Source organism: Paenibacillus sp. HWE-109, from assembly GCF_022163125.1.
GTDB lineage: Bacteria > Bacillota > Bacilli > Paenibacillales > NBRC-103111 > Paenibacillus_E.
Genome location: NZ_CP091881.1, coordinates 6,175,574 through 6,197,981, shown reverse-complemented (window position 1 = coordinate 6,197,981; position 22,408 = coordinate 6,175,574). Strand labels below are relative to the sequence as shown.

Here is a 22,408-nt window from a genome sequence, read left to right as displayed (position 1 = left end):
TGGTAATATAATATAAAAAATATTGCGACTATTCCATTTATTTCTAATCTTCTGATTTCGGTGGAATACACACAGCATGTTTCGACAATTTCATACTTTAAACGTACCTTGGAAAAAGTGTGTACAAAAACCAGAAAAGAAAGGTTGCACAACATGACCAAAAACGGGTTACCTCCCAAGCAAGGATTGTACGATCCTCAGTTCGAGCGTGACGCCTGCGGTATTGGCTTTGTAGCGAATATTAAAGGGGTTAAATCTCATGAAATCGTCAAGCAAGCGCTGCGTGTGCTTTGCAATTTAGATCATCGCGGTGGCCAAGGAAGTGAGCAGAATACGGGAGACGGGGCAGGCATTTTGATGCAAATCCCGGATACGTACCTGCAAGCAGCGTGTGCTGCGGACAATATCAAACTTCCTTCAGCAGGACACTATGGTGTAGGTATGGTCTATTTGCCTCAGGAGTTGGAGGCCCGGCAAGCATGTGAGAGCATCATCGAGCGCATCGTTAGTGAGGAAGGGCAGCAATTCTTAGGTTGGAGAACCGTTCCAACGGACAATAGCTCTCTGGGGGAATCTGCGAAGTCAGCGGAACCTTTTGTACGCCAAGTATTTATTGGACAACAGGCAGGTGTGGCTAGCAATCTCGATTTTGAACGGAAATTGTACATTATTCGGCGTAGAAGTGAAAACGCTGTCATAAAATCGCGAAGCGAGTCGCAATTTTATTATTCTAGTTTGTCTAGCAGAACGATTGTATACAAAGGCATGCTAACGCCGGAGCAGGTAGATGCTTATTATCTGGAACTGCAGGATGAGAAAGTGGATTCGGCGCTTGCGCTTGTTCATTCTCGTTTCAGCACGAACACATTCCCGAGTTGGGAACGCGCACATCCCTATCGCTACCTCATTCATAACGGTGAAATCAATACACTCCGCGGCAACGTAAACTGGATGCACGCTCGGCAAGCGATGTGTGACTCCGACCTCTTTGGCGAAGACTTCCAACGCATTCTTCCTATTATTGATACGGATGGCTCCGATTCACAAATGTTCGACAACACGCTGGAGTTTTTGATGCTGGCGGGACGCTCCTTGCCTCATGCCGCGATGATGATGGTGCCAGAACCCTGGTCCAAACATGAGACGATGGACGATAAGAAGAAGGCATTTTATGAGTATCACAGCACCTTGATGGAACCATGGGATGGCCCGGCTGCGATTGCCTTCACGGACGGCAGTCAAATTGGTGCGATTCTGGACCGCAACGGGCTGCGTCCATCACGTTACTACGTGACAACAGATGATCTGATTGTGTTGGCTTCTGAAGTCGGCGTTCTGGATATTGAGCCAGAACGTATTCTCTACAAGGATCGTCTCAGACCGGGACGCATGCTGCTCGTTGATACGGTAGAAGGACGTATTGTGGCTGACGAAGAAATCAAGAGCCGAATCGCCGGGGAACAACCCTATCGCGATTGGCTGAACGAGCATCTTGTGTCGTTGGAAGATCTGGAGGAAGCGCCGATGGTCCTCGGTTCTGATCATGACACGGTGCTTCAACGGCAGCAGGCTTTCGGCTACACCTTTGAGCAGCTGCGCAAAACTCTCGAGCCAATGGCCAAAACAGGCGTAGATCCGATTGGTTCCATGGGCACAGACGCACCGCTTGCTGTGCTGTCTGACCGACCGCAATTATTATACAACTACTTTAAACAATTGTTCGCACAGGTGACTAACCCGCCGATTGATGCGAATTTTGAAGAAATTATTACAGCGCAAGGCACAACAATTGGACCTGAGCGCAATTTAATCCATCCAGAACCGGAAAGCTGCCGTCAAATTCGCTTGAAATCTCCCTTCTTATCCAACGAAGAGCTGGCAAAGCTGCGTCACATTCAGCGGGATGGCTTTAAGACGGTGACGTTATCTACGCTATTCGAAGCAACCGAAGGAACGGAAGGTTTGGAGAATGCGATGAAAGCCCTGTATGCGGCGGCAGATGACGCCATTGGTGAAGGAGCTTCGCTGTTGATTCTTTCTGACCGTGGCGTGGATGCCCGCAAGGCGCCAATTCCGGCCCTGCTCGCGACATCGGGTCTGCACCATCATCTGATTCGTGAGGGAACGCGAACGAAGGTAAGCTTGCTTGTCGAGTCAGGCGAACCTCGTGAAGTGCATCACTTCGCACTGCTGCTTGGTTACGGGGCAGGGGCTATTAATCCTTATCTGGCTCTTGAAACGTTAGACGATATGATCAGACGCAACCAGCTTGCAGGTATCGACCTAGAGAAAGCGACGTACAACTACATCAAAGCGGTAACCAAGGGCGTAGTTAAAGTATTGGCTAAAATGGGAATCTCCACGATTCAAAGTTATCGGGGGGCGCAGATTTTCGAGGCGATTGGCCTCAGCCAAGCGCTGGTCGATGCGTATTTCACTTGGACCCATACGCCGGTTGGCGGGATTGGCATTGACATTGTGGCGCAAGAAGCGCTTATTCGCCACAATCGCGCGTTCTCTCAGCAAGAGGGACGCGATAAGGTGCTTGATACCGGCGGCGACTTGCAGTGGCGACGAGATGGCGAAGACCATCTCTATACACCAGAGACGGTGCATGCTCTGCAAGCTGCTGTTCGCACGAACAATTATGCGATGTACAAGAACTTCTCGAAGCTGATCAAACGGGAAGATGAGAAATATATGGCGCTGCGCGGGCTTCTTAGCTTCAAGGATGGCCGCCAGCCGGTTTCAATCGACGAGGTGGAACCGGTCGAAGCGATCTTCAAGCGCTTCAAGACAGGAGCCATGTCTTACGGCTCCATCAGCAAAGAAGCGCACGAGACGATTGCGATTGCGATGAACCGCATCGGCGGCAAGAGCAATACCGGCGAGGGAGGCGAGCATCCGGAGCGCTTCACGCCGGATGAGAATGGCGACCTTCGCCGCAGCGCGATCAAGCAGGTAGCCTCCGGCCGCTTCGGTGTCACGAGCCATTATCTCGTCAATGCCGATGAGATTCAGATCAAGATGGCGCAGGGCGCAAAGCCCGGCGAGGGCGGGCAGCTCCCGGGAACCAAGGTGTACCCTTGGGTTGCAGAGGTTCGCGGCGTGACGCCAGGCGTGGGCTTGATTTCGCCGCCGCCGCATCACGATATCTATTCAATCGAGGATCTGGCGGAGCTGATCCACGATCTCAAGAATGCCAACCCGCGGGCGCGGATCAGCGTCAAGTTGGTATCCGAAGTTGGGGTTGGCACAATCGCTGCCGGCGTAGCCAAGGGGAAAGCGGACGTTGTCCTCATCTCCGGTTACGACGGAGGTACGGGCGCGTCGCCGCAGACGAGTATTCGCCACGCGGGACTGCCGTGGGAGCTTGGTCTGGCGGAGACCCATCAGACGCTTGTGCTCAACAACCTGCGCAGCCGTATTGTCGTCGAGACCGACGGCAAGCTGATGACAGGACGCGACGTCGTCGTCGCTGCCTTGCTTGGCGCAGAGGAGTTCGGCTTCGCTACAACTCCTCTTATTACAATCGGCTGCGTGATGATGCGTGTCTGCCATCTGGATACATGTCCGGTTGGGGTGGCTACACAAAATCCGGAGCTGCGCAAGAAATTTGCCGGTGATCCGCAGCATGTCGTCAACTTCATGACCTTCATCGCGCAGGATGTGCGCGAGATGATGGCAGAGCTGGGCTTCCGCACCATCGAGGAGATGGTCGGACGGACCGATGTGCTCGAGTCGAAGCAAGCTGTCGAACACTGGAAAGCCCGAGGCGTCGATTTATCGCCGCTGCTGCATCAACCCGCCGTGGGCGAAGACGTAGGCCGCTTCTGCCAAATGACCCAGGATCATGGCCTGGATCGCTCTCTGGACGTTACACAGCTGCTCAGCATCTGTGAGCCGGCCATCGAGCGCAAGGAGCATGTGCATGCGATCCTGCCGATTCATAACGTCAATCGTGTTGTAGGTACGATTGTCGGCAGTGAAGTGACTCGCCGTCATGGCGTAGACGGCTTGCCTCATGATACGATTCGCCTCCATTTCAACGGCTCTGCCGGTCAAAGCTTCGGTGCATTCGTACCGAAAGGCATTACGCTTTCTCTAGAAGGTGATGCGAATGACTACGTCGGCAAAGGGTTGTCAGGCGGCAAACTGGCGATATTCCCTTCCAGCAAGTCGAGTTTTGTGCCGGAGGAGAACGTCATCATCGGCAATACAGCATTCTATGGCGCAACGGACGGAGACGCGTATATCCGAGGTATTGCCGGAGAGCGCTTCTGCGTGAGAAACAGCGGGGTTCGCGCCGTGGTTGAAGGCGTGGGCGATCATGGCTGTGAATATATGACGGGCGGACGCGTCGTCGTGCTTGGATCCACAGGCCGCAACTTTGCTGCCGGCATGTCCGGCGGTATCGCCTACGTGCTCGATGAGTCGGGAGACTTCAAGAGCAAGGTGAACCAGGAAATGGTTTACCTCGAGCAAGTCGAGGAAACGTTCGAAATGAACGAACTGAAAACAATGATTCAGCATCATGCTACATTTACGGATAGCAGCGTTGCCCACAGGGTTATTCAGCACTGGGATGAGTACGTTTGGAAGTTCGTGAAGGTAATACCTAAGGACTACAAACGAATGTTTGATGCCATCGAGAAAGTAAAACGTTCCGGACTAAGCCAGCAGGAAGCCATTATGGTTGCTTTCGAGGCGAATATGCGAGATGTTTCACGCGTCGGTGGAAACTAACCATTTAGAGCAAAATTTGCTTAAGCAAAATGCCTAGGAGGAATTAAACGGTTATGGGTAAACCAACTGGTTTTATTGAATATCGTCGTGAAGTTGCGTCTGAAGCTTCTCCGCTGGTCCGAATCGGCCATTGGAAAGAGTTCGCGACACCGCTGACGGAAGATAAATTGCAGACGCAAGGCTCCAGATGTATGGATTGCGGCATTCCATTCTGTCACACGGGTTCGCTGATCAGCGGGATGGCTGCTGGTTGCCCGGTGAATAATTTGATTCCCGAATGGAATGATCTGGTGTATCGCGGTCAATGGCGGGAAGCTCTGGATCGTCTGCATAAGACGAACAACTTTCCTGAATTTACAGGCCGTGTTTGCCCAGCGCCATGTGAAGGGTCTTGCACAGTAGGCTTGAAGGACTCCCCGGTTGCGATCAAAAGCATTGAAAAAGCCATTATCGACAAAGGGTTTGCCGAAGGCTGGATTACCCCGCAAACACCGGAAATTCGCACAGGTAAAAAGGTTGCTGTCGTCGGCTCGGGTCCATCCGGACTTGCAGCCGCCGCTCAGCTGAATAAAGCGGGGCACTGGGTTACCGTCTATGAACGAGCTGACCGTATAGGTGGGCTATTAATGTACGGAATTCCCAACATGAAGCTGGATAAGAACTATGTTCAGCGCCGTGTAGACCTGCTTGAAGCGGAGGGCGTTACCTTCATTACTGGCGCTCATGTCGGCGTGAACTATCCGATCGAGAAGCTGCAGGAAGAGTTCGATGCCATCGTTCTCTGTGGCGGTGCAACGAAGGGCCGGGATCTGCCGATTGAAGGCCGCGAACTGAACGGTGTTCACTTGGCGATGGAATTCCTCGGCAAGAACACGAAGAGCCTGCTCGATTCCGAGCATGCCGATGGTGCCTTCATCTCCGCCGAAGGCAAGGACGTCATTGTCATCGGCGGCGGGGATACCGGAACGGATTGCGTAGGCACTTCCTTGCGCCACAAGTGCAAGAGCGTTACGCAATTCGAGATTATGCCCAAATCGCCAGATACGCGTCCATTAAACAATCCTTGGCCGGAATGGCCGAAGGTCCATAAGGTCGATTACGGACAGCAGGAAGCGGCGGCCTTGCAGGGTGAAGACCCGCGTACGTATCTCATCAATACCAAAAAATTCGTTGGTGATGAGCATGGCAACTTGAAAGAACTGCACACGGTTCTGATCGAGTGGCAGAAAAATGACAAGGGCGCTTTCGTGCCTGTCGAAGTGCCTGGCAGCGAGAAAGTCTACCCAGCTCAGCTGGTGCTGATCGCGATGGGCTTCACAGGACCGGAGAACACGGTGCTGGATCAGCTCGGGGTCGCCAAAGACGAGCGTTCCAACGCAAAGGCGGACTATGGCAAGTTCGCCACGAGCGTGGAGGGTGTCTTCGCAGCAGGTGATATGCGCCGTGGGCAAAGCCTGGTTGTGTGGGCTATTAATGAGGGGCGCGCAGCCGCTCGTGAGGTTGACCGTTACTTGATGGGATCTTCGAATTTACCATAGGCTTTGTTCAAGCGACTGCTTGCGGGTGGAGGTTCTACCTGTAAGCAGTTTTTTGATGGTTAGAATTTTAATGCTGTTGGACTAGTCGCCATGACCACAGCTGGTTTGCCTCATTAGAATAGTTAAGCGTGAACATTTCCCGAACTTCATGTACAATAAGAGGAAGAAGCAGTTAAGGTTCAGGCTGCAAGATGTACGGGATGGAGGAAAGCACATGAAGAAAGAAGATCTCATTACGTCAGCAGAACTGCACGCTCTGCTAGCTGAGAATGGGGAGTACCCGGAGGGGTTTGAGTTCCATGAACCGATCGGGGCACAGCATCTGAATTCTTTGCAAAAAGCCATTGTGCTTCTTTCCAAGCAAGTAGAGGTACTTCAATCGCAGCTTCATGAGCAGTTTGAACTTCAGAACAGACAGCAAGAGCAGTTGCTTAGGCAATTCAGGCATCAACTTGAAAACAAGCTGCATGAGGATTTAGTTCGGACGATTGTTGTCCAACAGCAGTCTGCGATTCAAGAAGAAACAATGGAGGTAGACGAGTCCTCCGAACTAGCGCCGGAAGCGATTGAATTCAAGGAACAAGCGGATGAGGACATGCAGGCGCCGTACTCCCGAGTGAGAACCTACAGCAAAATTCGAAAACGGAGAAAGGGCTTCCTGGAGAAGCTCTTTGAGTAGCTTAACTGGAAAACCTCCAGTCCGTTGTACCGTTTCATAACAAGCAAGGCTAACTAGAGGGAAAAGCTCCTGTTAATTCTGACGTTTCTCGGTTAAAACGAGAGAAAGGGCTGAATTATAGGGAGCTTTTCCTTTTAAGCAGGCACTATTCTTTGTTTGCAGCACAATTAGCTGGAGGAAATCCTGTTAGCATAGAAGGGGAACTGCACACGGAGCAAACCATATGTTCAATTTATCAACGAATTGAATTTGTAGATACAACAGAAAAAAGACTTTGGCGTCATTGCGTAATTGGCCAAAGTCTCTTTCTGTTCCCTTTCCCAAATCTGCGCAGTGGGACCACCATCATGATGGAGGGTTCGATGCGCTGAGAAAGGGCAGCTAAACGTGCTTATCTAGCTTGCTTAGCCAGCCAGCTACAGCATCCCTTCCTCATGCGCCTTTTTCGAAGCCTGGACACGGTCGCGAACATCCATTTTGGAGTAGATGCTGGAGATATAGTTCTTCACGGTGCCTTCGGAAAGAAATAGCTTTTCAGCAATTTCTTTGTTGTTCAGGCCGTCGGCGATGCAATGAAGCACTTGAACTTCGCGCTCGCTAAGCCCATAGGCATCGGTGCGGGCAGGCTCTTCAGCGACGGGCTTCTGACCAGCGTCAGATGTAGTTGATTCGGCAGCGCCTCGGGCTTGCTGCACAAGCATCTTGGCGATATCCTGCGGAATGAGGGTACCGCCTTGATGCACCCATTTGATGCCGGCTGCAAGATCTTTGGGATGAATGGCTTTGAGCAAATAGCCTTCGGCCCCGGCCCCCAGCGCGTCAACGACATAGCTGATTTCTTGGAAGGTGGTCAAGATAATGACGCGAATATCAGGCCAGGTGGCTTTAATTTGCCGGGTAGCCTCGACGCCGTCCATGACAGGCATGTGGATGTCCATCAACACGACGTTGGGCTGCTGCTCTTCGCATTGCTTGAGCGCGACGCGGCCGTTCTCAGCCAGGCCTACGACTTGAATATCCGGATCCATGTCGAGTACGATGTGCAGGCTTTCTCTAATTAAATCCTGGTCATCGACCAGGAGCAGTTTGAGTGGGGTGGTGGTCATGGCAGACGCCTCCTAAGCGTTTATCGCCAGCTAACTGGCAGGATGGTTACAGCTGGGTATTCAGGCTGGGTATTTCAGACTAGAATGGCAGCAGCCTCATTGTACCATGCAGGCACAGGGGGCGTGAAATGTCTATAGAGAGGACAACTGTTTGGCAGGAATAGAGCAAAGAACGATAGTGCCTTGACTTAAAGAGGAGCTGACTTGCAGTAATCCTTGTACGGCAGTTATACGTTCCTGCATAGCATTGATGCCGAAGCCAACTTTCAGGTGATCGGTGCCGACACCATCGTCTTCGATCCGAATTTGGACTTGATCAGCGGTGTAGGACAGTACGATTTCGACGGAGGCGGCTCGGCCATGCCGCTTGGCATTGGTCAGCGACTCCTGCAAGCAGCGGATAAGGGTGAGCTTGGTTTGCTTAGGAATGTCGTATTCATCGCCGATTGTTGTGAATTTGATCTGGGTCCCGGTATGGAGAGCGAATTCGTTAGCGAGTCTCGTCAATTGCTGAGAAAGCTGCAGATCTCCCTCTTTGGGGACCATTTGATGGATGCTTCGGCGTACTTCTTCAAGTCCGTTGCGGGTTACGCCCCTGAGAACATCCAGCTTTTCTTTGGCTTTGTCCGGCGCAGCTTCGATTAGATAGGAAACGGCGTCCATCCCCATGATTACGGAGGTGAAAGTGTGTCCAACGGTGTCATGCAGTTCCCGGGCCATACGATTGCGTTCCTCCAGAAGCGTTAGCTGTTCAATTTGGTTGGCGTACTGCTCAAGCGCATTATTTTGCTCATGGATGAGCAGATATTGACGTTGATTTTCGGCTAAAAGTTTTTCCGTTTTCTCATTCGAGGTCACGACGCGCTGCAAGCTAAGTCCAATGGAAAAAAATAGGATCGCATTTAAAATAATGCTGAATAATTGCCCAATCCCCATTCCATTGTGTAGGATGAAATAATAGGCTACTGGCATGGCGACTATGAAGACCGGAGCGGTCCACCACGCATTTTTTCGATCAGTGAGGAATCCAATGACCATTAATGGGCAATTAATAGTAAGATAAGCATCCTCTTGCATCCAGGATAAATAGATTTGTAGTGGAATGCCTGTTAGCAGCACTGCAATGGGATAGCAAGTTGAGTCGATATAATTGGGTCTCCAGAATATAAACGGAATGCTGTAGGAGAGGAGAATCGCTAGTATTGCTTGGATGGTAGTAATAGGTGCGTGTTCACTCATATGCAGAAGCGCATACAACAAGCCAAGCAGCACAGATCCTGTTAAAACGATAAATAAGGACCATTCGACACCATGCCACGGTCTTCTTTGGATCATAAAAGGGCTCCTTTGCACAAGATCATATGAGATCATTGTACATAATATTTACGGAAAACCATAGTGAATGCAGTCATATGACTTATTCACAGCAGGAGAGGAGAGAGTGAAATGGCCGTTATAACAGACGCCGGCGCGCCGATTGTTCAGATCGAGCGCATTACGAAGCGTATAGGTTCCAAAACGATTATTGATCAACTCAGTTTTGAGGTTCCACGCGGCGAGGTTTTTGGCTTCCTGGGCCCCAATGGGGCGGGGAAAACAACAACAATTCGGATGATGGTCGGGCTGATGTCTATTACTGAGGGGGATATTCGGATTGGGGGGTATTCGATTCGAACCCATTTTGAACAAGCGATTCGTCATGTTGGCGCGATTGTAGAGAACCCGGAAATGTATAAGTTCATGAGCGGCTATCACAATTTGGTCCATTATGCGAGAATGTTCCCCGGCATCGGGCAGGAGCGGATTCAAGAAGTCATTGATCTGGTCGGAATGGAAAATCGGATTCATGACAAAGTGAAAACCTACTCGCTAGGCATGCGCCAGAGATTAGGGATTGCGCAAGCGCTACTGCATAAGCCGGAGGTGCTCATTTTGGACGAGCCCACGAATGGATTAGATCCGGCAGGGATTCGGGAATTGCGGGATCATTTGCGACAGCTTACCCGGGAGGAAGGGATATCGGTTATCGTGTCCAGTCATTTGCTCGCAGAGATGGAACTGATGTGCGACCGAGTTGCCATTATTCAGAACGGGAAGCTCGTGGATGTCAGGTTGATCAAAGATTTCGCACAGGCGGATGGCAGACAGCAGGTGGCCTTTGAGCTGGATGCGATCGATCAGGGGATTAAGTTGGCAGCAAGTCATGATTTGAGAAGCGAAGTTCAGGGGGATGTCCTCATTCTGACGCTCGACAAGCAAGAAACAGCAGTTTGGAACAAGCGGTTTGTAGAAGCTGGTCTGAATGTTTACAGTATTCGGGCTGCGACGAAATCACTGGAAGATCAATTCTTAGAAATGACGGGAAGTGATCCGATTGTTTAATTTAATTCAAAATGAGCAAATGAAAATCTATCGCCGACTGCGCACATGGATTCTTGGCGGGCTGTTGGTTGCCATTGTTGTGATGGCTTCCATATTTTCGCATCCGAATAGCGATACATCCGATAAATGGAAAGTAAGAGCTGCTGAAACGATCGAACACAATACGAGGGAATTGCAAAATCCAGATCTGCCGGACAAAATAAAGCGGGACTTGAGAGAAGAATTGGCCGAGCAGCAATATAGGTTGGATCATAATTATCAACCGCTCGAAAATACACTTTGGGGCGGTGTCCTGGGGACTTCAGGGCTCATCATGTTGGTAACATTGTTCACCGTTATTATTGCAGGCGATATGGTAGCGGGGGAGTTTACATGGGGGACCATTAAGCTTCTACTGATCAGACCAGCGAGTCGAGCCAAGATTCTCTTATCCAAATATGTGACTACCCTGTTATTTGCGGCTACGCTCTTAGTCGTGCTTTTTCTAAGCTCGCTTATTGCAAATGGATTTCTCTACGGTTTTCAAAGTCTCAGTCTCCCGCATCTGACGGTGAATGCTGCTGGGCAGGTGCAAGAGAAAAGCATGCTTGTGTTTGTGTTTGCGACGTATGCCCTGAAATTGATTGAGCTTGTGATGATCGTCACTTTGGCTTTTATGATTTCTACGGTATTTCGCAGTGCATCACTCGCTATTGGTCTTAGCATTTTCATTATGTTTGCGGGTCAGATCATAACGCTGCTGTTGATGAGATATAGTTGGGGCAAATATTTCTTGTTTGCCAACACGGACTTAACGCCATATTTGGCTGGGCAACCGCTGGCTGAGGGCATGACGCTGGGCTTCTCGATTACGGTATTGGTCTTTCACTTCGTGTTGTTTAATGTGCTTTCTTGGGAAATATTTCGGCGGCGCGATGTCGCGGCTTAAGGAATAGGTACGAAGAACCCAAACAAAACCCCTCCCACCCGAAACTCAGGCTGGAGGGGTTTTGAATGTCATCTTATTTCAAAATATACGATTGAATCGTGGTTGGAACTTCCTCCAACGATTTGAGTTGGAAGAATGCGCCTTGTGGAGCGACATCAATCGTTCCGGTGTTGTATTCCCAATCCTTGTGAGCTGGAATATGGATGGAGTGGATGCCTGCATGAAGGGCGGGCAGCACATCCGTTTTGACCGAATTTCCGATCATCCAAGTATGCCTGCGGTCAAAGCGCTGCTCTTGCATGATCGTTTCCATGAATTCTCTCGTCTTGTGGACGGTGACGAAGATGCGGTCTTCGAAGTAGGCATCCAGGCTGAGATCCTTCACTTTTTTCATTTGAATGGAAGCTTCGCCACCCGTGTACAAGTACAACCGATGTCCGGCATGTTTGAGCTGATCCAGGGTTTCATTCATCAGTGGATAAGGCTCAGCTGTGTAGGCGTAGACCGTATGTCCTAATTCCATGAGCCAAGACTCTTCCTTAGGACTGGTCGGACGGTTGTACTGCGCTGCGAACCAGTGGTAGGTTTCAACGAAAGATTGAGGAAAGCGGTCAGGCATGAAACCATGGATCTGAATGCCAGCCAGGTCAATCTGCAGCTGCCTTTGCTTGATGTCCTGTGCGTGCAGCCCGTGCCCGGAATACCAGGTCAACATCAGGTCTACGAACTGCTCAATGACGAAATCGAAATATTTATTGCAATGCACCAAAGTATCGTCGAGGTCAAATAGTATCGCTTGTTCTTTCATAGGCCTAATCTCCTGCATCAGTTAGTTAGAAATGAATTTCCAACTAGTATATCATGTCAGCCAGGCAACTCCTAGGGCAGAGCTGATTACATAGCAACTGTATTTCCTTTGAAAGCGCCATTCTGGTTAGACGCGGGCATGCCGCCATTCTCTTGCTCGTTAGTATGCAGGGGAGCGGCGGACACTGATTTGGTATCCATTTTGCTGTTTCCTTGGAACAGGCCGCCTTCTTCAATGATGAAGGATGCGGCATTAATATTGCCTTGCAATGAGCCGGTTGAAGTAATGGTCAACTTGCCTTTGGTTGTAACGTTGCCTTGGACATTGCCGGCAAGTACGACATCTCTCGCTGAGATATTAGACTTCACGAGACCGCGTTCTCCAATGATTACGTCTCCGGCGCATTCGATGTCGCCTGTGATGCCGCCTTCAATGCGGATGCTGGCTTCGGATTTGATGCGGCCTTCGAAGGTGGTGCCTTCTCCGATCAAGGTATCTGTCATATTTGGATTCAACAAACTTTTCTTGGTTTTAAACATGTGATTATTCATCCTTTCGAATCGCTTTGAGATAAGGTTTAGGATCGATGCTTTCCCCGTTCTTAAGTACTTCATAGTGAAGATGGGGACCTGTGCTGCGGCCGGTGGTTCCGACGAGACCGATTTTATCGCCTTTTTCTATGGGGTCACCTTTGTTCACTAGAATTTTATTTAAATGCATATACCAAGTGCGCAGTCCTTTAGAATGCTCGATAACGATATTGTTGCCATGGTAGATATCGGAACCGGTGCTGACCACTTTCCCATCCGCTGTTGCGTAAACAGGATCATTGGCTTTGGCACCGAAATCAATACCTGAATGGAAGCTTGGCCGGTGGGTAAAAGGGTCTGTGCGGTATCCGAATGTGGATGTAACCAGTTTGGTGGATGTTGGCCACAGGGTAGGGGTTATCCGCAGCAATTGCTGCTTGTCCGCTACTTTTTGTTTGGTTTCCGTCAGGCTGGTTTGAAGTTCTTTGACTTCGCTGTTTAGAGCTGTGAAGGAAGCTAGCGTCTCTTCACCTAATTTAATAATGTCATCCTGTGAGACGGGATTGGGACTCCCGCCGACACCGCTCTCCCCAGCAGTGTCCATCTCTACATTAGGTCCGTTAAGGGCGCCAGATGACGAAGTGCTGGCAACGGCTTTACCCGTTGTGTTTGTATCCAAGCCTGCAATGGTTTTGAGATCATTTTCGAATTTTTTCATTTCTTCAACCTGTGATTTCATTTGTTCAGCTTGCACGGACAGTTGAATCACTTCGTTTTGCAGTTGCTCGATTGTCTTGTCCTTGGAGGTCAAGGTAGCGCTCCACTGTTGATTGGCCCCGCTTAACTTGGACTGCAGGTCACTGGCTTGTTTCAGAGTATGTGAATGTAAAACATAGATCGTCGTCGTGATGAGCAGCAGTAGGGCTATACAAGCGGCTGCGATGTAAGCGAATAAATGGGGAATTCGAAACCTGACGACCGATTGATTGGCATCGGGTATGATGACAAATGTCAGTTTTTTGGCTTTCCATTTGAACTTCATAGAGGCTTATGTATCTCCTATCATGGTTGAATTTGGCAAAGTTCATCTACAACATTCGTCATTATGTGATAAAAACCTTCTTAATACCTACTAGTCCTACTTAAAATGAGTCCAAAGTAGGAAGGAATCCTGTCGGAAATAATCGAATCTACTTAACAAATACAGGGAATTAGAGATTCGGAGTGGAGGCATGCATGATTAAGCTTGCAGGTATTGATATAGGGAACGATAGTATTAAGTTGGTGTTAGATGGGTCTAGAGAACCGCTCGTGATTCCCAATATCATTGCACCGGGGTACGAAAGGCACATTTTGCAAGAGGAGGATTCCCCTTGGAAGGCGCTGGACGTCATGATTTACAGTCCCTCCTTATCCCAAAGAAATCAGCGCTATTTCGTGGGACAGCTGGCTTTGGAGCATGAAGACAATTTGGAACTGGAAGATACAGATAACAAAGCAATATCCGATCAATCCTTAATTGTCGCGCTTACCGCACTGGCCTATCAAGGCCTAGTTAACCAATCTTTCAACGCCGGGTACGGCAGCATGGACGAAGTGGAGTATACGCTGGGAACAGGCTTGCCAGTACGCGCATTCGCGAAATACAATCAGCAGTTCGAGCAGCGGCTGCTCGGTGAGCATGAAGTAACGTTCCTGTCGACGCCGCATTTCCAAAACCGCAAGATCAAGGTAGCCATCCGCAAAGTGGCTGTTTCCATTGAAGGTGCAGCGGCTATGTTTCATCTGGCTACACATGACAGCCTGCTGGTTAAGGACGAAGAGATCTACAATGGCTGCATCGGCGTTTGCGAGATTGGTGCGCTGACAACAGATTTCCCGGTTATCAAACGGATGGCCATTGACAATCACTTCAGCCATGGTGAGCAAATCGGAATCGCAACCTATCTGGATGCGGTTATTCGCGACGTCGAAGATGCTTACGGCTACGTTTATCCAAGCCGGGCCAAGTTGGTGCAGCGGATCAAGAATCGGGAATTCACGATTCAGTTGCTCGGAGAAGGCCAAGTTGACATTCGTCCGATCGTGGATCAACATTTCCGGCGTGCTGCACTACGCATGATTGAAATGATTAAAAAGCGTTGGCGCAAGTACCCTGATATTCAATGCTTCTATGTCATTGGGGGAGGCGCATCTGCCTTAAAGCCTTATATTCAAGAGGCAGCAGGCTCCTTGAAATTGCGTTTCGCGAATGAAAGCGAATTTCTGAATATGTATGGCTATTTGAAAGTAGCCAAGAGCCGGTTGAACCAAGCCGCTCCCGTCTAACTCTTTGAGCACTTGCCGATAGGCAGGTGCTTTTTTCATAAATATAAGAGTTTATATGTTTTGGAGTGAACGCGGAGTTACTCCAGCTGCCTCCCGCGGACGTAAGGGAACTACGATACGCTATTTTAGCCAAAAGTGTCATTTTCGGGAGGGTGAGGGAACTACAGTACGCTATTTTGCTGTTTCATGGAAATATCAACGCTTTTTGTGGAAATAAGACCCTGTAGTTCCGCTATTACCCTCGCAAGCCTACTTTTTGCCTGATTAGCGTCCCCTAGTTCCCTTACTAGGTTTCCGCTAAGAAGTATCAGGGCGGCCAAGTCGGTTTTCTTCATTATTTACTCGTTTCAGCTTGCTTCAGTACACTCACCTCCATGTAGGTTGTCACCCCTGTCAGGAATAAACAGCAGGCAAATCCAAACGCGCAGACCGTTCCAATTGAAGGATGATATTTGCTAAATACAAGACCAATGAGTAGGCAAACGGTCGAAATAACCATTAGTATATTGCCTCCCCATAGCCATTGTTTGTAGGATAAGCGTCCGCTCATTTTGGCTACCTTCTGTGTAGGCTTCTCTTTGGGTTCCGTATCGGGTACCGTCGAGGTCGTTGTATTCTGCTGTTTGCGTTGCTTTCTTAAAGCAGCAATCAGTAATACAGCAATGACTAATGGCTGGTAAGCCAAAACAATAACTGGCGAACTATAATTGGAGAAAGACAACAATTCGGTTGTACTTTTGAAAGATAGGTAAGTGGTTAAGGCCATAAGCAAAGAAACAGGCTTGTTGATCGTCGGGTAGTTGCGCTTCTTGAAGAGGGAACTGATCCCAAGAAGAAGCGCCATATAGATCGCAATAATTTTGCAAGTCACTGTCGGATACCAAACCATTAGCATTATCAGATCCACGCGATCGAGAAAATCAGTCACATGAATCATTTGGACCAAATTGTAAGTGGGATATAGGAAATTTCCCGGCATTTTCGGCCCAAGCACCACGAGTATGGCAAAAATGAGATAGGTGAGCAGAAACAGGCCTAACAGCGAACCATGGCGGATAGATGATCGAACCTGATTAGCGTTGTACATCATATGAAGGAAAGCGCCCAGAATGAAAATATCCCCTGCACTGCCAATGGTCAGCAGGCTGCTCGCAGCTACGTGCTGGAGCGGCATGGTCATCGCCGGCGTAATAAGGCGAATATAGATTTCGTTGGTGAGCAGCAGAGGCATACTCAAGGTGGCAATGACGAAGAGTGGATAGAAGAGGTCATTGACTCGAGCGATGACTTCTACGCTGCTTTTACCAAAATAGATAAGCAAGAAGCACGGCAATAAGATTAAAATTTCCAAGGGCGTGTCATGCAGCAAGAGCGTGGAGCTGAACCGAGATGTCGCAGAGATATCTCTGGTTACAATTTGCCAGAAGTGAAACAGGATGATGAGATTGACAATGGTGCCTCCCCAATTCCCTAACAATTCTTTGGAGATTTCGAAAATATTTTTTGCTGGAAACACTTTTGCCAAGAAGCCAAAGAAACTGGCAACCCCAAAGACGTAAAAGACGGATAGCAAGTAACTGTACCAAGCATCCATTTGGCTGATGCGGATCAGTACATTTTGCAAGGTGAGAATGCCTCCGCTAGTAATAACGGAAGAGGCTAACCAGGAAAGCTGTCGCTGATTAATCACTTGTTTTCGATCCACGGGACATGTCGCCTCTTTTCTTAGATACCGATCATTCGTTTAAACCATGGTGAAACCGTGTGAATGAAGAACCGCGATGGCATAAGAATGGGCCAATGCATATATTTGCTGACGAAGAGTACGATGCTTAGCAGGATGAAAACTCCGTAGGCCATCCTTATGCTTTTTTTTTCTTTCATCAACATTCTTCGATCTACGATCACTGAGAGGACTAATGTGACTACAAAACTGAGCATGAAGATGCCATTCATGAGATAAGGTTTACATCCCTTCTTTAATGACATTGTTGTTAATAAGACCAGTCTCCGGAATAGAAGCATTGACGGTAATAACGAATTTAGCTTCCTTGAACATCTCCTCCCACTTCGCTTCAAAGTTATTTCTCCAGGCATTTGGCTGATTTCGCCAGACGATCAAACCGAGTTGAGCCGAATCCGTTCCTGCTTTTTGCATCTGCTGAATAGAGGCTTCTATGGATTTCTTTACTTGTTCGGCAAACTTCTGCTCCACTTTGTGCAGGGTTTCTGATTTATTCAGATCCTGATTGGATTCATCCTCTCGAACCGTGCCGATAGCATCCACAATTACTTGGAAAATGACTTGGTCCCCTTGGAGCTTAGGTCTTATTTGAGTCTGCCCGTTGGTCACTTGAATAGAGATATCTTTGCCTGGAAGCAAGGCAAAGGTAATCAGATGTTCCCTCACTTGATTGCGGAGCCACAGGAGACCATCCGCTTCATGATTGCGGTAAATACCAATTAAACGGTCCCCTTTGAATTGACCATAGCCGAGCATTTGAATTTCATGTGAAGGTTCCTTGGCAGCCTGTCCCTCCTTGGGCTGAAAGTAGCTTAAAACAGGGTCGCTGTTAAAGCTTAAGGTCATCCCTATATCTTTGGTCGAGGTCGCCATGGATTGTCGGGATTTGGTTAATTCGCGAATAACTTCAGCCGGAAATCGCTCGAATTTGGGCTCCGTGTTGAGGAGGTCATAGCCCTTGCCTTTCGTGACGACGAGGAATGAAGTCATCCGGCTTTCCGGTGAGCGCGGAACCGTATCGAACAGGGCGGCGATGCCGGCTTTCGCAAATTGTTCACCAATGACGATAGTTCGGCGATGAGAAAGGAAAATGCGGCGGGACATTCGCTTCTGCAGCTTTTCATTTGCTTCGCGCAAGGTGACCCCGGTATCGGAATCAATATAGTAGCTCTTTCCTCCCGACGTACCGCCCCCGCCTCCGCTGGCTCCCCCCATGGAACCTGGGAGCGGAAGCATATAAGAGACGCGATACCTTCCGTCATCTTCGAGATCTACAGAGGATGTCAGGACGAATGCGATGTCATTGGTCTCGGTTCGGTCCCAGCATCCCGTAAGACTTAAGCACACAAGCGCTCCCAGTATAGCTAGCAGGAGACGATGTCTAGGACGTCCCATTCTGATTTCCCTCCTCGCTTGCTTTATGCTTGTGGGCAATGGAACTGCCATCGAGTCCTCCGTCCTTTATGATCTGTTGTGGCAGCTTCTCATCCATCCGCTGCACATCCTGGATATCCAAGAATTCAGCGCGCTTGTCCATTTGCCACACAGGCGCGCGTATGAAGACATCCTTAATATCATTCGCTGACAAGGGACCCAGTGGCGATAAATAGGGAATGCCGAATGAGCGCAAATTCGCCATATGGCCAAGCAAGATCATTAAGGAGAAGAAGATGCCATAGAACCCGAACAGGGAACCGGCCATTAGAATCGGGAAGCGCAGCATCCGGATTGCGATCGCGCCGTTAAAGCGCGGAATGGTGAACGAAGCGATACCGGTAATGGAAACCACGATAACCATAGGTGCGGATACGATTCCTGCTTGAACCGCTGCTTGTCCGACTACAAGTGCGCCAAGGATGGATACGGCGGAACCGACTGCTTTGGGCAGTCGGATACCAGCTTCCCGCAAGGCTTCGAAAGTGATTTCCATAATGAAGGCTTCCACCACGGCCGGAAAAGGGATGGCTTCTCTGGAGGCAGCAACGCTCAGCATGAGGGTTGTAGGCAGCAGATCTTGATGGTAGGTCGTAATTGCTACGTATAACGCAGGTGTCGTAAGGGACAAGAACATGAATACATATCGAAGCAGCCGCAAGAGAGAGCCAATTTGAAACCGTTCATAGTAGTCCTCGCTCGTTTGCATAATTTGGATAAAAACGAAGGGGACGATCAGTGCAAAAGGTGTGCCATCAGTCAGGATGGTGACGCGTCCTTGCAAGAGTGCCGCGGCAACGACGTCAGGACGTTCCGTATATTGTATTTGCGGAAAAGGTGAATAAGCATTATCTTGAATCAGCTCTTCGATCATGCCGGATTCCAGGATGGCATCGATCTTGATCAGTTCAATTCGTTTGACCACCTCTTCAATCAAGGAGGGCATGGCCAGGTCATCGAGATAACAGATGACGAGATTGGTGTTGCTCTCTTTGCCGACGCTCATCGATTTCATCTTGAGGCGAGGCGTCTTGAGCTTGCGGCGGATCATCGAGGTGTTCGTGCGGATACTTTCCACGAACCCTTCCTTGGGTCCGCGTACGACGGTTTCCGTCTCCGGCTCGCCGACGGAGCGCTTCTCGGTACCGCGGATGCCGAGCAGAATCGCCTTGGCGTTGCCCTCAACAAGCAGCGCGGCATCGCCGCCTAACACGGAGACGAGCAGATCTCCGTAATTATCGGAGATCTGGGTTTGCGATACCGGAAGTATTGTTCCTACGATGCGCTCAATCGACGTTTCGCCGCCGCCGAGCAGCATCAGCGATTTCATCGTATCGTTAAGCAACTGCGTATTGGTGAGCCCATCCACGAAAAGCAGCAGAGCAGGAATATGGGGTTCGATCTCAAATTCACGGACGACGATGTCCGAACAGTCTTCGAAGATAGCTTTCATGAATTTATGATTTTCATCAAGCAGAAGGGATAGCTTCGTTTTCTTGAGCTCTTCGATGAACTGATAATCCAAAGAGTCGCTTAGTGCAGAATGCTCATTGATCTCATCGGGCTTGTTTGATGTGCGTTTATGCAGGATGCTTTTCATCAATTGTTTGGATGTTTTGACCATGCGAAGGGCACCTCCTGCCGGGTTCGGGATGAAGATCATAGGAATGCGTTTATTATTTTTCTCGAAATGAAGGATTTTATTACGAAAGTTGGAAAATTTTAATTATTGAGGTGGGGGGACAGGGGCTACAACATGAAAGGTATAGATGGGAAGCACTTGGCAAAAGCTAACGGGGCAAGGGATTTGGCGTCGGCAAGCGTGGGATGAGGGAGGTAGCTTATGCTTTGGCTGGTCATTATTTTGCTTCTTTTTATTTTTCAGACAGCCACGATCCTGATCGGGGAGTACAAAAGGCCAGCCAAAACGGTAGCATGGCTGCTCGTGCTTTTCATTTTTCCAATTATCGGCTTCATCATGTACTATTTCCTCGCCAAGGAATACTCACAACGCAAAATGGTTCGCCGCAAAGGGCGCCGCAAGATGGCGGAGATCAAGCATCAGTGGATGGGCTTTAAAGGTACTGTATCCGAAGAGAGCGAAGAGGAGTATGAACTTTACGAGGATACTAGACTTTGTGGATTGCTCTATAACATTCCGGGCTCCCCCATTACGCTGAACAATCAGATTGAAGTCCTGACGAATGCGGATGTTACCTACGAAGCCATGCTGAGTGCCATTGCCACGGCGCAAAAACACATTCATTTTGAGTTTTACACAATTCGTGATGATCAAATTGGTGTAACCTTTCAAGATGCCTTGATTCGGAAGGCGAAAGAGGGCGTCAGTGTGAGAGTGATTTACGACGGGGTAGGAAGCTACGCCTTGTCACAAGCGTACATAAACAAATTTAAACAAGCTAATGTGCAAATCTATCCTTTTTTGAGACCGCTCATCGCCTTCTTCGATAAACGAATGAACTATCGGAATCATCGTAAAATTATCGTGATTGATGGCTTGGTCGGCTTCCTGGGCGGGATTAATATCGGTGATGAATATTTGGGGGCTGACCCTAAACTGGGCTTCTGGCGAGACACACATCTTAAACTCTATGGGGATGCCGTTTATTATTTGCAGCAAACCTTTATAACGGATTGGATGTTCGTTAGTAAGGAGCGTCTGTCGGATTCTACATTTTTTCCCGAACATGGGGTACCTGCCTCATCGCTTGCCCAGGTGATCTCAAGTGGTCCAGACGCGCATTGGGATGCGATTCAGGAAATGTTTTTCGCGGGGATTGTCGCGGCAAAGAAGCGCATTTACATGACAACACCCTACTTCATACCCGATCCGAGTATTACGATGGCGCTCAAAACAGCCGTTATTAGCGGCGTGGATGTGCGGATTATTTTACCCTACCAAGCAGATTCCAAGATTGTGCAGTACGCGTCACGTTCTTATTTATTGGAGCTCATGCAAGCAGGTGTTCAGTTCTATTTGTATCGCAAAGGATTCATTCATGCCAAAGTTATGCTGATCGATCATTTGATGGCGACAGTTGGAACAGCCAATGTGGATATGCGCAGCTTTTTCAGCAATTTCGAGCTCAATGCCGTGATGTTCAACAAAGATGTAATCGGACGGCTGGAGGATGACTTCTTAATGGATTTGAAGGATTCGGATGAGTTGAAATTAGTGGAGTTCGAACAAAGATCCCGCATAGAGAAGGGGAAGGAGATAATAGCTCGCTTACTCTCTCCTCTATTCTAAACGGGTTAAAATAGCGTCCAAATTCTGCAGAGGGACAGTTTGGATGAGGTCGCCAACCTTGCTCAGACGGTCCACAATGTTAAGTAAATTGAAATCGCGAGGCTCAGGCCGCAGCTCGACTTCCTTCCAGAGAAGCGGCGTAGAAACAGACGCATCTTTTCTCGCTCGGGGCGTATAAGGTGCGGAAAGTGTCTTCCCGTACCAATGCTGAAGGTAGTCGATGTAAATTTTATCGCCGCGATTCTTTTTGAAACGCTCGATGGTGAACAGGTTCGGATATCGTTTGACGACGTAGGACGCAATGAAAAAGCCAACCTTCCGCAATTGCTCGAAGGTGTAGCCCATCTGAATAGGGATATAGATTTGCACGCCTGTTGCGCCAGAAGTTTTGGCGATCGACTGAATACGTAGGGAATCCAGCACCTCGCCAATAATATGCGCGGCTTCCATAATCCGTGGTTCTTCCTCCAAGGTAGGGTCGATATCGATCAACCACTCTGCTGGCAAGGTTTCGCCGATGCGGTGGAAGGAGGGGTGAAATTCCAAGCTAGCCAGATTTCCCAGCCACAGCAGGGTGGGCAGCGAGTCGAGATTGACATAGTCAATGCCATCAAGCGGTGCCAGCTTAACGAAAGCCGGTACTGGATTGGGGGCATTTTTTTGATAAAAGGACTTTTGGTGATAGCCATTGGGAAAGCGGATTGTTGTCAGGTGCCGATTGTGGCAATAGCGCAGCAAATAGGGGGACAGTTCCGTTAGTTTGGTGATGTAGTCTGCTTTGGTGATGCCCATTTCGGGCCACAACGGTTTACCGGGATTCGTAATGGTCAACTCATGGCCTTCCACGATCAGTGTACCTTTCGTTGTTGCAACTGTCATCAGAGTCGCCTCCTGGTTAGGATGTATCCCGATTA

General features: G+C 49.1%; 16 protein-coding genes. 7 read left to right on the top strand and 9 right to left on the bottom strand.

Annotated features, from left to right (window positions below; translation table 11 throughout):
* The first annotated feature begins 153 nt into the window (after nt 1-153).
* The 3 genes from gltB (at nt 154) to LOZ80_RS26445 (ending at nt 6,963) form a co-directional block, all read left to right on the top strand.
* Nucleotides 154-4,746, top strand: coding sequence for a glutamate synthase large subunit (gene gltB / locus LOZ80_RS26455; RefSeq protein ID WP_238167466.1), 4,593 nt, complete (start codon nt 154-156; stop codon nt 4,744-4,746).
* A 53-nt stretch (nt 4,747-4,799) separates the two neighbouring features.
* Nucleotides 4,800-6,284, top strand: coding sequence for a glutamate synthase subunit beta (locus LOZ80_RS26450; RefSeq protein WP_238167465.1), 1,485 nt, complete (start codon nt 4,800-4,802; stop codon nt 6,282-6,284).
* Nucleotides 6,285-6,498: 214 nt separating this feature from the next.
* A complete protein-coding gene (locus tag LOZ80_RS26445; RefSeq protein ID WP_238167464.1) occupies nt 6,499-6,963 on the top strand; it encodes a hypothetical protein in 465 nt (154 codons plus the stop codon).
* Between the two features lie 416 nt (nt 6,964-7,379).
* Here LOZ80_RS26445 and LOZ80_RS26440 read toward each other — a convergent pair whose 3' ends face one another.
* Both LOZ80_RS26440 and LOZ80_RS26435 read right to left on the bottom strand, forming a co-directional pair.
* Nucleotides 7,380-8,069: a response regulator gene (locus LOZ80_RS26440; RefSeq protein WP_238167463.1), complete on the bottom strand. Its 690-nt coding sequence runs from the start codon at nt 8,067-8,069 to the stop codon at nt 7,380-7,382.
* 132 nt (nt 8,070-8,201) lie between these two features.
* The gene (locus LOZ80_RS26435; protein ID WP_238167462.1) at nt 8,202-9,404 is read right to left on the bottom strand and encodes a sensor histidine kinase; all 1,203 of its coding nucleotides are present in this window, start codon (nt 9,402-9,404) and stop codon (nt 8,202-8,204) included.
* Between the two features lie 111 nt (nt 9,405-9,515).
* Between LOZ80_RS26435 and LOZ80_RS26430 the strand changes: the two genes are divergently transcribed.
* Nucleotides 9,516-10,451 (top strand): ABC transporter ATP-binding protein, encoded by a 936-nt coding sequence (locus tag LOZ80_RS26430; protein WP_238167461.1) that lies wholly within the window; start codon nt 9,516-9,518, stop codon nt 10,449-10,451.
* On the top strand, nt 10,435-11,379 hold the full coding sequence (locus LOZ80_RS26425; RefSeq protein WP_238167460.1) for an ABC transporter permease: 945 nt from the start codon (nt 10,435-10,437) through the stop codon (nt 11,377-11,379). Before LOZ80_RS26430 ends, LOZ80_RS26425 begins: the two co-directional genes overlap by 17 nt.
* 73 nt (nt 11,380-11,452) lie before the next feature.
* Here the strand turns inward: LOZ80_RS26425 and LOZ80_RS26420 are convergent, their stop codons facing one another.
* The 3 genes from LOZ80_RS26420 to LOZ80_RS26410 all read right to left on the bottom strand — a co-directional run bounded on the left by LOZ80_RS26420 (nt 11,453) and on the right by LOZ80_RS26410 (nt 13,759).
* Nucleotides 11,453-12,187, bottom strand: coding sequence for an HAD family hydrolase (locus tag LOZ80_RS26420; protein WP_238167459.1), 735 nt, complete (start codon nt 12,185-12,187; stop codon nt 11,453-11,455).
* 86 nt (nt 12,188-12,273) lie between these two features.
* Nucleotides 12,274-12,726 (bottom strand): bactofilin family protein, encoded by a 453-nt coding sequence (locus LOZ80_RS26415; protein ID WP_238167458.1) that lies wholly within the window; start codon nt 12,724-12,726, stop codon nt 12,274-12,276.
* A 4-nt stretch (nt 12,727-12,730) separates the two neighbouring features.
* Nucleotides 12,731-13,759, bottom strand: coding sequence for a M23 family metallopeptidase (locus LOZ80_RS26410; RefSeq protein ID WP_238167457.1), 1,029 nt, complete (start codon nt 13,757-13,759; stop codon nt 12,731-12,733).
* A 194-nt stretch (nt 13,760-13,953) separates the two neighbouring features.
* Between LOZ80_RS26410 and LOZ80_RS26405 the strand changes: the two genes are divergently transcribed.
* Nucleotides 13,954-15,045: a ParM/StbA family protein gene (locus LOZ80_RS26405; protein WP_238167456.1), complete on the top strand. Its 1,092-nt coding sequence runs from the start codon at nt 13,954-13,956 to the stop codon at nt 15,043-15,045.
* Nucleotides 15,046-15,379: 334 nt separating this feature from the next.
* Here the strand turns inward: LOZ80_RS26405 and LOZ80_RS26400 are convergent, their stop codons facing one another.
* The 3 genes from LOZ80_RS26400 to LOZ80_RS26390 form a co-directional block, all read right to left on the bottom strand.
* Complete coding sequence (locus LOZ80_RS26400) at nt 15,380-16,750, bottom strand: GerAB/ArcD/ProY family transporter (protein ID WP_238167455.1); 1,371 nt, start codon at nt 16,748-16,750, stop codon at nt 15,380-15,382.
* A gap of 261 nt (nt 16,751-17,011) precedes the next feature.
* Nucleotides 17,012-18,184, bottom strand: coding sequence for a Ger(x)C family spore germination protein (locus tag LOZ80_RS26395; RefSeq protein ID WP_238167454.1), 1,173 nt, complete (start codon nt 18,182-18,184; stop codon nt 17,012-17,014).
* Complete coding sequence (locus LOZ80_RS26390) at nt 18,171-19,847, bottom strand: spore germination protein (protein WP_238167453.1); 1,677 nt, start codon at nt 19,845-19,847, stop codon at nt 18,171-18,173. The genes LOZ80_RS26395 and LOZ80_RS26390 overlap by 14 nt, the downstream gene beginning before the upstream one ends.
* A 219-nt stretch (nt 19,848-20,066) precedes the next feature.
* Here LOZ80_RS26390 and cls point away from each other — a divergent pair, with 219 nt between their 5' ends.
* A complete protein-coding gene (gene cls, locus LOZ80_RS26385) occupies nt 20,067-21,494 on the top strand; it encodes a cardiolipin synthase (RefSeq protein WP_238167452.1) in 1,428 nt (475 codons plus the stop codon).
* On the opposite strand, the gene ligD is transcribed toward cls, so the two are convergent.
* On the bottom strand, nt 21,486-22,373 hold the full coding sequence (ligD, locus tag LOZ80_RS26380; protein ID WP_238167451.1) for a non-homologous end-joining DNA ligase: 888 nt from the start codon (nt 22,371-22,373) through the stop codon (nt 21,486-21,488). The genes cls and ligD overlap by 9 nt on opposite strands.
* Nucleotides 22,374-22,408: the final 35 nt, after the last annotated feature.

Excerpts from the sequence above, each read along its gene's own strand:
- gltB (WP_238167466.1), top strand. The coding sequence starts at position 154 with ATGACCAAAAACGGGTTACCTCCCAAGCAAGGATTGTACGATCCTCAG.
- LOZ80_RS26450 (WP_238167465.1), top strand. The coding sequence starts at position 4,800 with ATGGGTAAACCAACTGGTTTTATTGAATATCGTCGTGAAGTTGCGTCT.
- LOZ80_RS26445 (WP_238167464.1), top strand. The coding sequence starts at position 6,499 with ATGAAGAAAGAAGATCTCATTACGTCAGCAGAACTGCACGCTCTGCTA.
- LOZ80_RS26440 (WP_238167463.1), bottom strand. The coding sequence starts at position 8,069 with ATGACCACCACCCCACTCAAACTGCTCCTGGTCGATGACCAGGATTTA.
- LOZ80_RS26435 (WP_238167462.1), bottom strand. The coding sequence starts at position 9,404 with ATGATCCAAAGAAGACCGTGGCATGGTGTCGAATGGTCCTTATTTATC.
- LOZ80_RS26430 (WP_238167461.1), top strand. The coding sequence starts at position 9,516 with ATGGCCGTTATAACAGACGCCGGCGCGCCGATTGTTCAGATCGAGCGC.
- LOZ80_RS26420 (WP_238167459.1), bottom strand. The coding sequence starts at position 12,187 with ATGAAAGAACAAGCGATACTATTTGACCTCGACGATACTTTGGTGCAT.
- LOZ80_RS26415 (WP_238167458.1), bottom strand. The coding sequence starts at position 12,726 with ATGTTTAAAACCAAGAAAAGTTTGTTGAATCCAAATATGACAGATACC.
- LOZ80_RS26410 (WP_238167457.1), bottom strand. The coding sequence starts at position 13,759 with ATGAAGTTCAAATGGAAAGCCAAAAAACTGACATTTGTCATCATACCC.
- LOZ80_RS26405 (WP_238167456.1), top strand. The coding sequence starts at position 13,954 with ATGATTAAGCTTGCAGGTATTGATATAGGGAACGATAGTATTAAGTTG.
- LOZ80_RS26395 (WP_238167454.1), bottom strand. The coding sequence starts at position 18,184 with ATGGGACGTCCTAGACATCGTCTCCTGCTAGCTATACTGGGAGCGCTT.
- LOZ80_RS26390 (WP_238167453.1), bottom strand. The coding sequence starts at position 19,847 with ATGGTCAAAACATCCAAACAATTGATGAAAAGCATCCTGCATAAACGC.
- cls (WP_238167452.1), top strand. The coding sequence starts at position 20,067 with ATGCTTTGGCTGGTCATTATTTTGCTTCTTTTTATTTTTCAGACAGCC.
- ligD (WP_238167451.1), bottom strand. The coding sequence starts at position 22,373 with ATGACAGTTGCAACAACGAAAGGTACACTGATCGTGGAAGGCCATGAG.